Annotated in this window: 15 protein-coding genes; 8 read left to right on the forward strand and 7 right to left on the reverse strand. The window is 72.9% G+C overall.

The genetic code is table 11. From position 1 onward, the window contains the following. Positions 1-403: 403 nt before the first annotated feature. Positions 404-883 (forward strand): MogA/MoaB family molybdenum cofactor biosynthesis protein, encoded by a 480-nt coding sequence (locus FE374_RS01665; RefSeq protein ID WP_139931221.1) that lies wholly within the window; start codon positions 404-406, stop codon positions 881-883. 156 nt (positions 884-1,039) lie between these two features. After that, a complete protein-coding gene (locus FE374_RS01670) occupies positions 1,040-1,288 on the forward strand; it encodes a hypothetical protein (RefSeq protein WP_139926950.1) in 249 nt (82 codons plus the stop codon). Positions 1,289-1,376: 88 nt separating this feature from the next. On the opposite strand, the gene mobA is transcribed toward FE374_RS01670, so the two are convergent. Genes mobA through FE374_RS01690 form a run of 4 tightly spaced genes read right to left on the reverse strand, consistent with a single transcriptional unit; the run spans position 1,377 to position 5,082 of the window. Beyond that, entirely contained in the window at positions 1,377-1,973 is a 597-nt protein-coding gene (gene mobA / locus FE374_RS01675; protein ID WP_139926951.1) for a molybdenum cofactor guanylyltransferase, read from the reverse strand. 5 nt (positions 1,974-1,978) lie between these two features. Then, positions 1,979-2,452 (reverse strand): cyclic pyranopterin monophosphate synthase MoaC, encoded by a 474-nt coding sequence (moaC, locus tag FE374_RS01680; protein WP_139931223.1) that lies wholly within the window; start codon positions 2,450-2,452, stop codon positions 1,979-1,981. A 20-nt stretch (positions 2,453-2,472) separates the two neighbouring features. Continuing rightward, positions 2,473-3,738 carry a molybdopterin molybdotransferase MoeA gene (locus FE374_RS01685; RefSeq protein ID WP_139926952.1) on the reverse strand — a complete coding sequence of 422 codons (1,266 nt, stop codon included), beginning with the start codon at positions 3,736-3,738 and terminating at the stop codon, positions 2,473-2,475. A gap of 57 nt (positions 3,739-3,795) precedes the next feature. Beyond that, the gene (locus FE374_RS01690) at positions 3,796-5,082 is read right to left on the reverse strand and encodes a ThiF family adenylyltransferase (protein WP_139926953.1); all 1,287 of its coding nucleotides are present in this window, start codon (positions 5,080-5,082) and stop codon (positions 3,796-3,798) included. A 331-nt stretch (positions 5,083-5,413) separates the two neighbouring features. Here FE374_RS01690 and FE374_RS01695 point away from each other — a divergent pair, with 331 nt between their 5' ends. The 4 genes from FE374_RS01695 to FE374_RS01710 all read left to right on the forward strand — a co-directional run bounded on the left by FE374_RS01695 (position 5,414) and on the right by FE374_RS01710 (position 8,797). Then, a complete protein-coding gene (locus tag FE374_RS01695; protein WP_139926954.1) occupies positions 5,414-5,704 on the forward strand; it encodes a hypothetical protein in 291 nt (96 codons plus the stop codon). Between the two features lie 194 nt (positions 5,705-5,898). Beyond that, positions 5,899-6,417 carry a DinB family protein gene (locus FE374_RS01700; protein ID WP_139926955.1) on the forward strand — a complete coding sequence of 173 codons (519 nt, stop codon included), beginning with the start codon at positions 5,899-5,901 and terminating at the stop codon, positions 6,415-6,417. A 152-nt stretch (positions 6,418-6,569) separates the two neighbouring features. After that, positions 6,570-7,073, forward strand: a complete 504-nt coding sequence (locus FE374_RS01705) for a MarR family winged helix-turn-helix transcriptional regulator (protein WP_168205539.1) — start codon at positions 6,570-6,572, stop codon at positions 7,071-7,073. Next, positions 7,070-8,797, forward strand: a complete 1,728-nt coding sequence (locus tag FE374_RS01710; protein WP_223173616.1) for an MFS transporter — start codon at positions 7,070-7,072, stop codon at positions 8,795-8,797. Before FE374_RS01705 ends, FE374_RS01710 begins: the two co-directional genes overlap by 4 nt. A gap of 185 nt (positions 8,798-8,982) precedes the next feature. Here the strand turns inward: FE374_RS01710 and FE374_RS01715 are convergent, their stop codons facing one another. Further along, positions 8,983-10,074, reverse strand: coding sequence for an alpha/beta hydrolase (locus FE374_RS01715; protein ID WP_139926957.1), 1,092 nt, complete (start codon positions 10,072-10,074; stop codon positions 8,983-8,985). Between the two features lie 395 nt (positions 10,075-10,469). Here FE374_RS01715 and FE374_RS01720 point away from each other — a divergent pair, with 395 nt between their 5' ends. Beyond that, positions 10,470-11,093, forward strand: coding sequence for a glutathione S-transferase C-terminal domain-containing protein (locus FE374_RS01720; RefSeq protein WP_139926958.1), 624 nt, complete (start codon positions 10,470-10,472; stop codon positions 11,091-11,093). A 64-nt stretch (positions 11,094-11,157) separates the two neighbouring features. Continuing rightward, the gene (locus tag FE374_RS01725; protein ID WP_139926959.1) at positions 11,158-12,507 is read left to right on the forward strand and encodes an O-succinylhomoserine sulfhydrylase; all 1,350 of its coding nucleotides are present in this window, start codon (positions 11,158-11,160) and stop codon (positions 12,505-12,507) included. Between the two features lie 40 nt (positions 12,508-12,547). Here the strand turns inward: FE374_RS01725 and FE374_RS01730 are convergent, their stop codons facing one another. After that, positions 12,548-13,075, reverse strand: a complete 528-nt coding sequence (locus FE374_RS01730; RefSeq protein ID WP_139926960.1) for a CarD family transcriptional regulator — start codon at positions 13,073-13,075, stop codon at positions 12,548-12,550. Positions 13,076-13,550: 475 nt separating this feature from the next. Further along, positions 13,551-14,189 carry a uracil phosphoribosyltransferase gene (upp, locus tag FE374_RS01735; protein ID WP_139926961.1) on the reverse strand — a complete coding sequence of 213 codons (639 nt, stop codon included), beginning with the start codon at positions 14,187-14,189 and terminating at the stop codon, positions 13,551-13,553. Between the last annotated feature and the right edge of the window lie 88 nt (positions 14,190-14,277).

Genomic DNA, 14,277 nt, shown 5'->3' on the forward strand with positions numbered 1-14,277 from the left:
CGGCTTTCCTTCGGAAAGTCAGGGAGGCCCGGACCTGCGCGAACATCCGTCGTTCACGCCGCACCGTGCGCTACCGGAAGATTTGTGGCACCATCCGGGCCCTTGTGAACCGGTGTTCATTTTGGAGCCTCGGACGTTTACGTGCGGGGCGCGTTTGATGCCTGGCTACCACTTGCCGGGGGTCCGCTGGCGCTTCTCTTGACGTCGCGCGACCACACGTCACCAGGAGGGACAGCGACCAGGTGCCCCGCCGGGGCGTTAACGTGGGCTGGTGACCAGCCACGAAGCCCCCGAGGTGCGCGCCGTGGGGCACTCCGACAACGAGCCCGCCGACCACGAGCGTGGCGACCACGAGCGTGGCGACCACGAGCGGGGCGACCACGAGCGGGGTGCGGCGCGGGCCGTGCTCGGTGTGGTCATCACCGTCTCGGACAGGTGCGCGCGCGGCGAGGCCGAGGACCGCTCCGGCCCGCTGGCGGCGACGCTGCTGGCCGATCTCGGTGTGCGCGCGGACGTGGTGGTGGTCCCGGACGGCGTGGAGAGCGTGCGGGCGGCGGTGGGCGACGCGCTCGCGGCCGGCGCTCGCCTCGTCCTCACCACCGGGGGGACCGGCATCGGGCCGCGCGATGTCACTCCCGAGGGGACACGCCCGCTGCTCGCCCGGGAGCTGCCCGGGCTCGCGCAGGCCATACGTGACCGCGGCGCGGCAAAGCTGCCCGCCGCGGTGCTCTCCCGCGGCCTGGCGGGCATCGCCGCGGGACGCGACGGCGAGGTGCTCGTGGTCAACGCCCCAGGGTCCCCGGGAGCGGTGCGGGACGCGGTGGCCGTGCTGGGCCCGCTCGTGGGGCACGTGCTCGACCAGCTCGCCGGCGGCGCGCACTAGCGCTGGGCGTCACCGGCGTCGCAGGCGGGTGGAGTTCCCGCAGGTCGTCGGCGTCGAGCTAACTGTGGTGCCTCTGGGTGGGCTCGAGGTACCGGTCGGCGGCCCAGTCCGCCACGTGGTGCCCGAGCGCGTTGGCGTCCTCCATCGCGTGCGGAAGTGGAAGCCCAGCAGGATGCGGGCATTCTCGGCCTCCCGGTCGAGGACACGGAGGCTGGTGTAGCTGCGTCCGTCGACGCCGGCTGTGAGGGAGGGGACGTTCAGGACGACGTGCTTTCGCTCGAAGACCTCGGCGACGGTCTCGGTGGCCGCACCGATGATCGTGGCGTGCCCGCTCGGGTAGTCCGGATAGGGCGGGGTAGGCAGCAAGGTTTCTCCGCCGGCGGCGGGTTCACAGACCCGCATTGAGGGGGCTGGCGCCCTGGACAGAGATACAGGCCCGAGCGATGACATGTCGCGGAGAAGATGACATCTCGCCGGGGGTGGAGGGGGGCGGTCAGGTCAGGGCGTCGAGGTCCGGCCAGGTGTCGACGTCGGCGGCCTCGCGGCCCTGTGCCGGGACCGCGGCGAGCGTCAGGTGCGACGTCAGGGCCCGCACCGACGAGCCGCGCAGCTCGGGGGCGAGGGTGTCCAGGCGTGCCCGTAGCGCCGCCGTCCGGTACACGCCGACCAGCCACTGCAGGTAGCCGGAGGAGTCTTTCAGGCACGCGCCGTCGCGCCCGCTGCTGGTGGCCGCTTCGAGCAGACGCGGCACGGCCCCGGCGGCGAAGGGCACGTCGCACGAGAGCAGGAGGACCAGCGGGGCCGCGGCCGCGCCGCGGGCCGGGTGCCCGTCCAGCGCGGCGAGGCCTGCCGCGATGCCGGCCACCGGCCCGCCGTGGGGCGGGTCCTCCAGGGTGCGCAGGACACCGTCGGGCACCTCGACGGTGTCAGGGGCGACGACGACCACCCGGTCGGCACCGGCGGTGGCGGCCAGCACGTGGTCCAGCAGGCGGCGGCCGGCCAGCTCGACGTCGGGCTTGGAGACGCCGTCGAGCCGCTGGGCGGTGCCGCCGGCGAGGACGATCGCGTCGAAGGTGTCGGGAACGGCCATCGGGCTCAGCCTACGGGGCGGTGCCAGTCGCCGGAGCGGCCCCCGGACTTCGCCACCACCTTGACGGCGGTGATCTCCGCGGACCGGTCCACGCCCTTGACCATGTCGACCACCGCCAGCGCCGCGACGCAGACCGCGGTGAGGGCCTCCATCTCCACCCCGGTCCGGTCGGCCGTGCGCACGGTGGCGGTGATGACCACCCGGTCCGCCGCCAGCTCGAGGTCCACGGTGGCGCCGTGCACGCCGATGGTGTGGGCCAGCGGCAGCAGCTCGGGCGTCTTCTTTGCGGCGGCGATGCCGGCGATGCGGGCGACGGCGAGCACGTCGCCCTTGGGCACGGTGCCCTCGCGCAGCGCTGTCATCACGTGCTGGCTGCAGCGGACCTCGCCGGTGGCGACCGCTTCGCGGACGGTGGGCTGCTTGCCGGTGACGTCGACCATCCGGGCGTGCCCGGCGTCGTCGAGGTGGGTCAGCCGCAGGACGGGCTCGTCGGTGGTGCTCACGGGACCATCATGACGCGTACGACGTCGCCCTCCGCCACGGCCTCCACGTCGGCGTCGACCACCGCGAGCGCGTCGGCCCGCGCGAGGGACGCCACCAGGTGGGAGCCCGAGCCGCCCACGGTGGCCGGGCGCACCCGCAGCTCGCCGTCGCGCACCTCCTCCACAGCCACCGGCATGAACTGTCGCCGACCGGCCGGGCACCGCCAGCCGGTGGCGGCGACGGCGTCGGTGGTGGGGCGCGGGCCCGCGTCGGCCACCAGCGCGCGCATCCGCTGCAGCGCGGGGTGGACGAACACCTGGAAGCTCACGAACACGCTCACCGGGTTGCCCGGCAGGCAGAACATCGGCACGCCGGGGCCGCCGTCGGGGCGGGCGAGCACCCCGAAGCCTTGCGGCTTGCCCGGCTGCATGGCGACGCGCTCGAAGCTCACCTCGCCGAGCGGGGCGAGCACCTCCTTGACGACGTCGTACGCGCCCGCGCTGACCCCGCCGGTGGTGACGATCGCGTCCACCCGGCCCAGGTTCTCGGTGAGGCGGGCACGCAGGGCGGCGGCGTCGTCGACCACCGCGCCGAGCACCACCGGCACCGCGCCGGACTCACGGACCATGCCGGCCACGAGCGTCTCGTTGGAGTCCGGGATCTGCCCGTGCGCCAGCGGCTCCCCGGGCGTCACGAGCTCGGAGCCGGTGGACAGCACGCCCACGCGCACCGGGGGGTGAACGAGCAACGTGCCGTGCCCGGTGGAGGCCGCGGTGGACAGGTCGCGGGCGCGCAGCCGCGTCCCGGCCCGCAGCACGACCGTGCCGGGGGCGACGTCACCCGCGGCCCGGCGCACGTGGGCGCCGGGCCGGGCGGGCTGGCGGATCTGGACGACCTGGGGCAGGCGGGCGCCCTCGCCCGGGCCCGCCACCTGGTCGGTCGCCTCCACGGGGACGACGGCGTCCGCGCCCGGCGGCATCGGCGCACCGGTCATGATCCGCACGGCGGTCCCGGGCGCGACCGGTGGCCGCTCGGCCGAGCCCGCGGGCAGGTCGCCGACCACCTGCAGCCGCACCGGCACGGTCTCGCTCGCACTCGTTACGTCGGCCGCCTGCACGGCGTAGCCGTCCATCGCGGAGTTGTCGAACGGTGGCACCGCGACGGTGGCCGCGACGTCCTGGGCCAGCACGCACCCGAGTGCCTGCGCCAACGGCAGTGCACGCGGTGGCAGCGGGGCCACGGCTGCCAGGATGCGGTCCAGGTGCTGCTCGACGGTGATCATGCGGCTCCTCTCCCGCCTTTCAGGCGCAGGCGGGCGGGTCGGTCGGGTCGGGGCGGGTCAGTAGGTGGGCAGGGTGGGGTCGACGTCCTCGACCCAGGCCAGCACGCCGCCGTCGACGTTGACGGCCCGGGCGCCGGCGTCGCGCAGGGCGCGGACGGCGTCGGCGGAGCGCTGGCCGCTGCGGCAGTGCACGAGCAGCTCGCGAGCCACCCCGCCCGGCCGGGCCAGGCCCAGCCGGTGCACGGCCGCCTCGGGATCGGTGAGGACCTTCCCGAGCGGGATGCCCACCGCGCCGGGGATGGCCACGATGCTCCGCTCGGCGGGCTCGCGGACGTCGAGGAGGACGAAGTCGTCGGCGCCCCGCTCCCGGGCGGTGAGCCGCTCGGCAAGCTCGGCGGCGGAGATGGCCGGCGGCTCGGCGAGCGCTGGGGCGGGTGCCGCGACGTCGCTGACCAGGCAGGCGGCACCGGCGGAGCCGGCCGGGCTGCCCGTGGGGTCGTAGCCCAGCTCGGCGACCGTGGCGGGCGGCCGGGCGCCGGTACGGGGCCGCACCGGCAGCTCGCTCCAGCGTGAGGAGAGCGCGTCCAGGACCAGCACCCGGCCCAGGAGCGGCTCGCCGGTGCCGGTGATGAGCTTGACCGCCTCGGTGGCCATGACCGAACCAACCTGCCCGCACATCGCGCCGAGCACGCCGGCCTGCCCGCACGACGGGGTGGTTCCGGCCGGCGGCGGGGAAGGGAACAGGTCCCGCAGGGTGACGGCGGGGGGCAGGTCCGAGGCGTCCGCCGCGGCAGCGCGGCCGGCGGCGGGTCGGGGCCGGGACCAGAACACCGAGACCTGGGCGTCGAAGCGCAGGATCGAGCCCCACACGAGGGGCAGACCCAGCTCGGCGCAGACGTCGTTGACCAGGTAGCGGGTGGGGAAGTTGTCCGTGCCGTCGAGCACGAGGTCGTAGGCCGCGAAGATGTCCCGGGCGTTGGCCGCGTCCAGCCGGAGGTGGTGCCGGGTGACCTCGACCTCGGGGTTGAGCGCGTGCATCTTCTCGGCTGCGGAGTCCACCTTCGGTCTGCCGACGTCGGCGAGGGTGTGGATGACCTGGCGCTGGAGGTTCGAGGCGTCCACGACGTCGTCGTCGACGATGCCCACCTGGCCCACCCCGGCCGCCGCGAGGTACAGCAGCGCCGGGGCGCCGAGGCCGCCGGCACCCATCACCAGCACCCGAGCGGCGCGCAGCCGGCGCTGCCCGTCCTCGCCGAGCTGACCGAGCAGCAGATGGCGCGAGTACAGCTGGACCTGCTCACGTGTGAGCGGCGGACCCGGGTCGACCAGGGGCGGCAGTGGCATGGCCAACACTCTAAGCATCCCCGCGCGCCCGGAGGGCGGCCCTTCGTCACCCGTGGCCGGACGGACAGGTCACGGCGTGATTTTGAGGGCGGTGCGGTGCCCGAAGACAGCGTGGCGGGAGGGCGAGGTCACAGCCGCGCGCCTGGTTTCTGCTGCATGTGTTGGATAACCTGTTTCGAGGCGGTGTCTTCCGTAATGACCCGACCCGGCCTGATGGCTCGTCGCCGCATGGAGGGCCGACCGGGTGCGATGACGCGCCGCCCCCATGACCACCTGGGTGCCGCGTGCCGCATCGTGCTGGCCCGCGCGCTCAGAAGAACTAAGGAGCACCATGGCCATCGCCAGCACCTCACCTGCCACGACCGATCTCGCCGACCTGGGCGTCGCCCACCTGATCTGCGCCGACGGCCTGGGGGTCGCAGCCCCCGTGGCGCCGTCCGCGACGGTCGCCGAGCTGATGCGGGCCGACGGCCTCGGCGCGACAGCGCCTGCCGCCGCCCCGTCCACGACGGTCGCGGACCTCATGCGCGCCGACGGCCTCGGCGCGTCCACTGCGCACCGCGCAACGGTCACGGTGCTCGCCGACGCCATGCGGGCCGACGGGCTGGTCCTGGCCGTCTGACGACCGCTACACGACTCGGCGAGCGCGCCAGCTGCAACTGGCGCGCTCGCCGAGTCGTGTAGCGGTGGGACAGTGGCAGGCGCCGCAGGTGCCGGCACACCGGCCTTCGTGCGCCTGGCACGCATGCAGCTGTCTCGCGGCCGACGGCGACGTCCTAGGCTCGCAGGCACAGTCGAGCGTGGAGAGGAGCCGGGATGGCGATCGAGGGCGACACCAAGGACTGGACCTGGGTGCTCCAGCGCCGCTGCGAGCAGTGCGGTGTGGAGTCCGCCCGCGAGGACCCGGCGAGCGTGCCCGCCCTGCTGCGTGACGCCGTCGGACGCTGGCGGGAGGTCCTGCGCCGCCCGGACGTGCGCGACCGTCCCGACGACGCCACCTGGTCCCCCCTTGAGTACGCCGCCCATGTGCGGGACGTCTTCGGCGTGTTCGCCGGCCGGCTCCGGCTCATGGTCGACGAGGGCGAGCCGACGTTCGCCGACTGGGATCAGGACGGCGCCGCGGTCGCGGGCGAGTACGCGAGCCAGGATCCAGCTGCGGTGTCCGCAGACCTGACGACGGCGGGGCTCGCCCTCGCCGACGCGTTCGCCGCCGTCCCGGCCCAGTCATGGGAGCGTCGAGGCCTGCGAAGCAACGGCTCGGAGTTCACCGTCCGCACGCTGGGCCAGTACTTCATCCACGACGTTCTGCATCACCTGCACGACGTACGGGGCTGACGGCCCGGCGCCGTATACGGGGCTGACGGCCCGGGCGGTGCCGGCCCTGTGAGACTGCGTCGGGGTCGCGGTGGGACTCGACGCAGCCACGGTGGGCAAGTGCACACCCCCACAGATAGATGCATGCTGCATGTAGATGTAGCCTGTTCGTCGTGCCCGAATCGCCCGAGTCCATGCGTCTTGCCGCCGAACGCGTCCTTGACCGGATGGCCCTGCTGAACCGGCGCTCCCGCGCCTTCGCGGCGACCGTCGCGCAGCGCAGCGGGCTGCAGCCCGCTCAGGTCCAGCTGCTCTTCGCCCTGTACCGGGCGAGCGAGTGCCGGGTGGCCGCCCTGGCCGAGCAGCAGCTCGTCGACCCCTCCGTGGCCAGCCGGCAGATCGCCTCGCTGGAGAAGGCTGGCCTGATCGCCCGGCGCTCAGACCCGGAGGACGGCCGGGCGACCCTGGTCTCCCTCACCGAGGCCGGTCTCGACCGCCTGCGGGCCCTGCGCCGGCTGCACGTCACGGCCGCCGCTGACGCCGTGGCGGACTGGCCGCTCGAGCACGTCGACCGGCTGGCCGCGGATCTCGAGGTCCTCATCGGCGGGATCGAGCACGCCCATTCCAATTTTGCCGGCCTGGAGCCGGATAACGAACAACAGGAGCAGCACGCGTGACGAAGAAGCCCTTGACGTCCCGGCGGATCTACGCCGGGATGACGGCGGCGCAGGCCGAGACTGCGCACCACCAGCACCAGCAGGTCCTCAAGGTGCTGACCGGGCTGCTGATGGGCATGTTCGTTGGCAACCTGACCGGCACCATCGTCGGCAACGCCCTGCCCGTGATCGTCGCGGAGATCGGCGGCACTCAGCAGCAGTACACGTGGATCGTCACCTCGACGATCCTCGCCTCGACCGCCGCGACGCCGATCTTCGGCAAGCTCGCCGATCTCTTCGACAAGAAGAAGCTGCTCGTCGCCTCGATGGTCATCTTTTTGGCGGGCTCGTTCCTCGCCGGGCTCTCCACCTCGGCCGGCATGCTGATCGCGCTGCGGGTGCTCCAGGGTGTCGGGATGGGCGCCAACATGGTGCTCACCCAGATCATCATCGCCTCGATCATCCCGCCGCGGCAGCGTGGCCGGTACAACGGCTACATGGGTGCGGTCATCGCCGTCGCCACCGTCGCCGGGCCGCTGATCGGCGGACTCATCGTGGACACGCCGTGGCTCGGATGGCGCTGGACGTTCTGGATCGTCATCCCCTTCATGATCGCCGCGATGGCCGTGATCATCCGGGGCCTCGAAGTGCCCGGGACGGGCCGTCCCGGCGCCAAGGTCGACTGGGCCGGCGCCGCGCTGATCATCCTCTCGGCGTCCCTGCTGCTCATGTGGGTCTCATTCGCGAACCACGAGTTCGCCTGGGTCTCCTGGCAGAGCGGCGCGATGGTGGGCGGCGCGCTGGTCGCCGCGGTGGCCTTCGTGCTCGTGGAGCGCCGGGCCAGCGAGCCGGTCGTGCCGCTGAGCATCCTCACCAACCGGACGACGTCGCTGGCGATCCTCGCCAGCCTCGCGGTCGGGACTGCCCTGTTCGGCACGAACATCTTCCTCGGCCAGTACTTCCAGATCGGCCGTGGCTTCACCCCGACCGTGGCCGGCATGCTGGGCCTGCCGCTCGTGCTGGGCCTGCTCGTCTCCTCCACGGTCGCCGGCCGCCTCGTGACGGCGTCGGGCACGTGGAAGAAGTACACCGTGACCGGGATGGCGCTCCTCGCGGTCGGCATGGTCCTGATGGGCACGGCCGGTGCCACGACGAGCCTGGCCCTGATCAGCCTGTACCTGCTCATCGCCGGCGTCGGGCTGGGCGCGTCGATGCAGAACCTCGTCCTCGCCGTCCAGAACACCGTGTCCATCGGCAACGTCGGAGTGGCCACCTCCACGGTCACCTTCTTCCGCACCCTCGGCGGGGCCATCGGGATCCAGGTGCTCGGTGCGCTGTACACGGTGCGGGTGACCGCGCTGACGCGGGAGGGCTTCGCCGCACAGGGCGTGGACGCCTCCGGGCTGGACGCCTCGACCTCCTCGCTCGACCTCAGCGTGCTCCCGGCCCCGCTGGAGCAGGCGGTGCGCGACGCCTACGGCAACGGCATCGGCATCGTGTTCGTGGTCGCGGCGGTCTTCGGGGTCATCGGGCTGGTCGCCGCCGCGCTGATGCGCGGCACCACGCTGCGCAGCACCTGGGACGTGCCGGAGACGAGCGAGCGGGTGATTCAGGAGGTGGTGGCATCTGAGCCGGAGAGTGACGGCGCGGCAGAGACGCGTGTCAGTGCGGTTGACGCGCGCGTCAGTGCGGCATCCCAGCCCGGTACAGCTGAGCGGGCCGGCGGCCGACGACCCGCTGGCTGACGCCGCACGCGCAGTTCGCGCGTTCGACTGCCGGACGCGCGGGCGTGTTCAAGAGCCCTGCGCGACGGGGACAGAGGTAGGACAGCGAACGAGATGGCGAAAATGGTTGGTACGGCAGCCATTTTCGCCATCTCGTTTGGCGGCGGGCCTCGTTGGGCGGCGCCGGCCCAGGTGTCGCCGGCTCGTCAGCCGGCGGCCGCAGCCTCGTCCTGCTCGCTGAGGCGCGCACCGGCCCATTCGACAGCCCCGCGCGAGTGGTACTCCCGCGCTGTGCCGGGGGAGAGCGCGAGGTCGTGGACCCCTCCGGGCACCTCCATGATGGTCACGTCCGGGCCGATCATCGGCGCCCGCTCGATCATCTGCCGCACGTCGAGCACCACGTCGGTGCTGCTGAGCTCGGCGGGGCCGGGATTGCGGCGGTCGCCGGACCGGGTGGAGCAGCACAGCAGTACGGGGACCTCGACGTCGAGGCCCCGGGCCACCTCCGCGTGCGCGCGCCGGACGGACCGGCTGAACCCGGCCCGGGCCGGGAACCCCGCATGCGGCTTGAGCGCGAGGTCGTACTCCCACTCCCCGCCGGTTGCGCTGTGGAGGTGCCGGCCGTACACCTCGCCGATGGTCCCCACCTTCAGGCTGGGCAGCCACCTTCCGAGCAGGTTCACCGCCGCCGTCAGGACGGTGCGCTCGAACCAGCCGCGGTTCAGGTCCAGCCACGGGGAGTTCAGGACGAGCGCGTCGATGCTGCCCGGGTGGTCCGCCGCCCACAGCACCGCCTGCAGACCGCCGGTGGAGTGGCCCAGCAGCACCACCTGGCGGGCACCGGCGCCGCGGATCAGATCCAGGGCCAGCCCGATCTCCTCGTCGTGCACGCGCAGGTCGCGTACGTCATTCGGGCGCGGGTGATTGTTGATCGACCGGCCGGCCCGGCGCAGGTCCAGCGCGTAGAAGTCGTAGCCGGCGTCGATCCACGCCTGGGCGTGGTCGGTCTGGAAGAAGTAGTCGACGAAGCCTGACAGGTACAGCACCGCGCGCTCGCGGCCACCGGCGTGCTCCTGGTGCACCAGGGTGGCCACGTCCGGAGCGGCGGGGTCCTCGCCGCCGTCGGTGCGTTCGGCGAGCAAGATGGTGCGGGCGACCCATGGCGGGCCGAGCAGGTCCTCCGGGGCTGCCAAGGTGGACAGGTCTGCGCGCGACGGCGGGGCTGGTCGTGACCCCGGCAGGACATCGGTGGCCGGTAGCGCGGCGGGACCTGGACGTGCCGGATCGAGAACGCTCATGGCCCGATCATTGCAGGGCCGCCCCCGGGGTGGCCCGGTGTCTGTGGGAAGTCGTGACTGGTCGATGCAGCCGCCCGGTCAGTGGGCACTGCCCGGCTCGCTGGTCCAGATGTTGGGAACTCACGGCGGGCGCCGACCGCCGACCGTGCCGTCGCGTAATGTGGCTGGCGCCACCCCGCGGACGGCGGGGCACCAGACGCAGGAGACGACCGTGACGGATCAGCTGGCCACCGGCCGCCCCCGATCCTCCCGGCCCACGCGGGCCGCGGCCCTCTCGCGCATGTGCATGCCCGGGGGCGTCGCGCTGCGATAGGCGCGCGCCCGCCCCGCCCTCCGGCTCCCGGAGGGACCGTGCACGCCGTCGGGCTGGTCCCGGCACGATCTGGAGCAACAGCATGACCGTCCGCCTCAACCACCCGCGCCCGGGCGTCGTCCGTGGAGCAGGTTGCGAGCAGCCCGCCCGGTCCTCGACCCCCGGTTGCGGCGACGCCGCGGCGCACCGCCCCGCAGCCGGGTACCGCCGCACCGTACCGACTCCGAGAGCCAGCACTGGCGTCACGGCGACACCCGCTCCCGGGGTCGACTCCGTGGTACCCGCCCAGGCGCGCGCGGCGGTGCGCCGACGGCTGCACGAACGCCTTCGCCGCCTGGCCCTCCCGCCAGAGGTCGAGCTCGTCCCCAACGACCTGGCGGACCAGGTGCTCGACGTCGTCGAACGCCTCGAGCAGCTCGCGGACTTCGATGCCGCACGCGCGCTCATCCCCACCGCGCAGCTGAGCGCCGCCCTGGCCTGCTACGACGAGCAGCTGGCCGCCGGTGGCTGGCTGGCCGGCGACCGGGTCACGGCCGCCGACCTGCACCTGTGGGCGGTGCTGGTCCGGCTCAGCGGCGTGCCGGGCGGCGGCGACGTGGTCGAGGACCTGGACCACCTGCGCGGCTGGTCGCGCCGCCTGTGCGAGCGACACGGTCGGCTGACCGGCGTCGTCGCCGCCTACCTCGGCCCGCACCCGCCGGGGTGACCTCCACCGACCCCGCAGACCTGCGAGCACCCCGGCGCGACGCCGGATCACGAAGGAGCACCTGATGACCAACCTCGCGGACCTCGACCCCGCCTGTACCGACCTCGCCGCGACGGCGCAGCCAGCATGCGCCACCGGCGGGCCGGTCGCGCCCGCCGGCCTGCGCGCCGCGACCCTCGCCGTCCGGGGCGGGCTGCACCGCACCGCCTTCCAGGAGACCTCCGAGCCGCTCTTCCTCACCCAGGGCTTCGTCTACGACCACGCCGCCGAGGCCGAGGCTGCCTTCGCCGAGGAGATCGACCGGTACACCTACTCCCGCTACACCAACCCCACGGTCACCACCTTCGAGGAGCGGCTCGCGCTCGTCGAGGGCGCCGAGGACTGCTACGCCCAGGCGACCGGGATGTCGGCGGTGTTCAACTCCGTCGCCGCCCTCGTGAGCTCCGGCTCCCGCATCGTGGCCGCGCGGGAGCTGTTCGGCTCCACCCTGTGCGTCTTCGACGACGTCCTGGCCCGGTGGGGCGTGCGCACCGACTACGTCACCGGCACGGACCTGGACCAGTGGGCCACGGCGCTCGCCACCCCGGCCGACGTGGTCTTCCTCGAGAGCCCGTCCAACCCGATGCAGGACGTGCTCGACCTGCCTGCCATCGCGCGCCTCGCCCACGCCGCCGGCGCCGTCGTCATCGTCGACAACGTCTTCGCCACCCCCGTGCTGCAGAAGCCGCTCGAGCTGGGCGCCGACGTCGTCGTGTACTCCGCCACGAAGCACATCGACGGCCAGGGCCGGGTGATGGGCGGCGCGGTGCTGGGCAGCAAGGAGTACGTGCGCGGCCCGCTGCAGGCGCTGCTGCGCGCCACCGGCCCCACGCTCGCCCCGTTCAACGCCTGGGTGCTGGCCAAGGGCCTGGAGACCATGCCCATCCGGGTGAGGGCGGCCACCGCCACCGCCCTCGACCTGGCCGGCTGGCTCGAGGACCAGCCCGGCGTCGCGTCGGTGCGCTACCCGTTCCTGTCCAGCCACCCGCAGCACCAGCTGGCGCGGGCGCAGATGACCGGCGGTGGCACGGTCGTGACGTTCACGCTCGACGGCGTACGTGGCCCGGGCAGGTCCACCCTCGACGGCGGAAGTCGCCCGGGCGGGCCGGTGCTCGACGACGCCGCCGCACGCCGGGACACCGAACGCACCTTCGCGTTCCTCGACGCGCTGCGCGTCATCGACATCTCCAACAACCTCGGCGACGCGAAGTCCATGGTCACCCACCCGGCGACGACGACCCACCGGCGGATCGACCCGGTCACCCGGCACGCACTGGGCATCGAGCCGACCACCGTGCGGTTCTCGGTGGGCCTGGAGGACGCCGAGGACCTACGCGAGGACCTCGACGCCGCGCTGCGGGTGTTCCGCGGCTGACAGGTGGGACCGCGGCGGGCCGGCCGGCCGGGTGGCGCCGTCAGCTTGCCGCGGCGAGCACGGACTCCGGGATGGAGGGCCAGGTGCCCTCGAGGGCGGCGGCGTCGACCATGGCGGCGACCTCGTCCTCGGTCGTGGACAGGGCGATGGCGAGCTCGCTCACAAACGGGTCGCAGGCGTCACGGAGGAGCTTCATCTCACCGAAGGAGAGCCGCTTGTCCGCGTTCCACCGGGTGAGGTCACGGATGAGGCCGGCAATGGTGCGGATGTCGCCGGAGCGAAGCCGCTCGGTGCTGTTCTTGATGCGACGCGACCAGACCTTTTCCTTTTCCTCGCCGGGAGCCAGGAGCAGCTTGAAGAGGTCGCGGGCGCCGTCGATATCGACGACCGGACGCACGCCGATCTCCTCGGCACGCTCGGTCGGCACGAAGACCGACAGCTCGGGGTCATGCACGTTGAGCGTGAGGAACCGCACGCGACGGTCGCGGATCGTGCGGGTGGTGACCTGCGCGACGGTTGCTGGGCCGTGGTGCGGATGGATGACGACCTGACCGGGGACAAATTTCATTGTGTGACCCTTCGACGAGAGTGCGCCACACTCGGCGTCGGCTACCGCCGTCGCAAGGCGACGACCGACGACCGCCTCAGCCGCTCGTGACGTCCTCACGTCCTGCGAATCACAGTCTTCCGAGCGGCCTGAGGACACGGAGGAGTTCGCAGTCGCAACGGATGAAAGCGCCCGACCCCCGCGAGCCGGCCCAGGAATTGTCTCATCAATTCCGTATATTTTCTAGAGGTGTCGTCCGGCGCATTTTTTAGAGGTGCCGTCCGGCCCGGTCGCCCGTCTAAAAACATGACCGTGGCACATTCAGGCAATGCGCCCGCGGCCCGTGGTTCTCGTCCCGGGCCGTCGGGTCCCGTCCGGTACGGCGGGGGCCGGGTCCCGTCCGGTACGGCCGGTGGCCACGCTGCTGATCGTCCTGCTGCCACGCGTGCCGGCGCCCCCGACGGTGTCGGGTTAGACGACGCCGCACGGTGTCGTGTCAGTCGACGATGCCGTACAGCCGGTCCCCGGCGTCGCCGAGCCCCGGCACGATGTACTTGGCCTCGTTGAGGCGCTCGTCCACGGCGGCGGTCACGATCGTCACGTCCCCGCGGTCGCCGATGGCCGTGTCCAGCGTGCGCAGCCCCTCCGGCGCGGCGAGCAGGCAGATGGCGGTGACGTCGCGCGCGCCCTTCTCCAGCAGGTAGTTGATCGCCGCGACCAGGGTGTGACCGGTGGCGAGCATCGGGTCGAGCACGTAGCACTGCCGGCCCGAGAGGTCCTCCGGGAGCCGGTTGGCATAGGTGATGGCCTCGTACGTGGTCTCGTCGCGCTGCATGCCCAGGAAGCCGACCTCCGCGGTCGGGAGAAGTCGTGTCATGCCCTCGAGCATGCCCAGGCCCGCCCGCAGGATCGGCACGACGATCGGGCGCGGTGCGGCCAGGTGCGTGCCCACCGTCGGGGCGACGGGCGTGGTGACCTTCACCTGCTCCACCCGCACGTCCCGGGTGGCCTCGTAGGCCAGGAGGGTGACGAGCTCGTCGACCAGGAGCCGGAACGTCGGTGACTCGGTGCGCTGGTCGCGCAGGACGGTGAGCTTGTGGGCGATCAGCGGATGGTCCGCGACGTGCAGGCGCATGCGCTGAATGTATCGCCCGGCGCGTGGGCGAGGAGGGACGGGCGACCCAGCCGTGCGAGACGGGTTGACATGATGAGCCCGTGGACCT

The sequence above is a fragment of the Georgenia yuyongxinii genome, from assembly GCF_006352065.1.
Taxonomy (GTDB): domain Bacteria; phylum Actinomycetota; class Actinomycetes; order Actinomycetales; family Actinomycetaceae; genus Georgenia; species Georgenia yuyongxinii.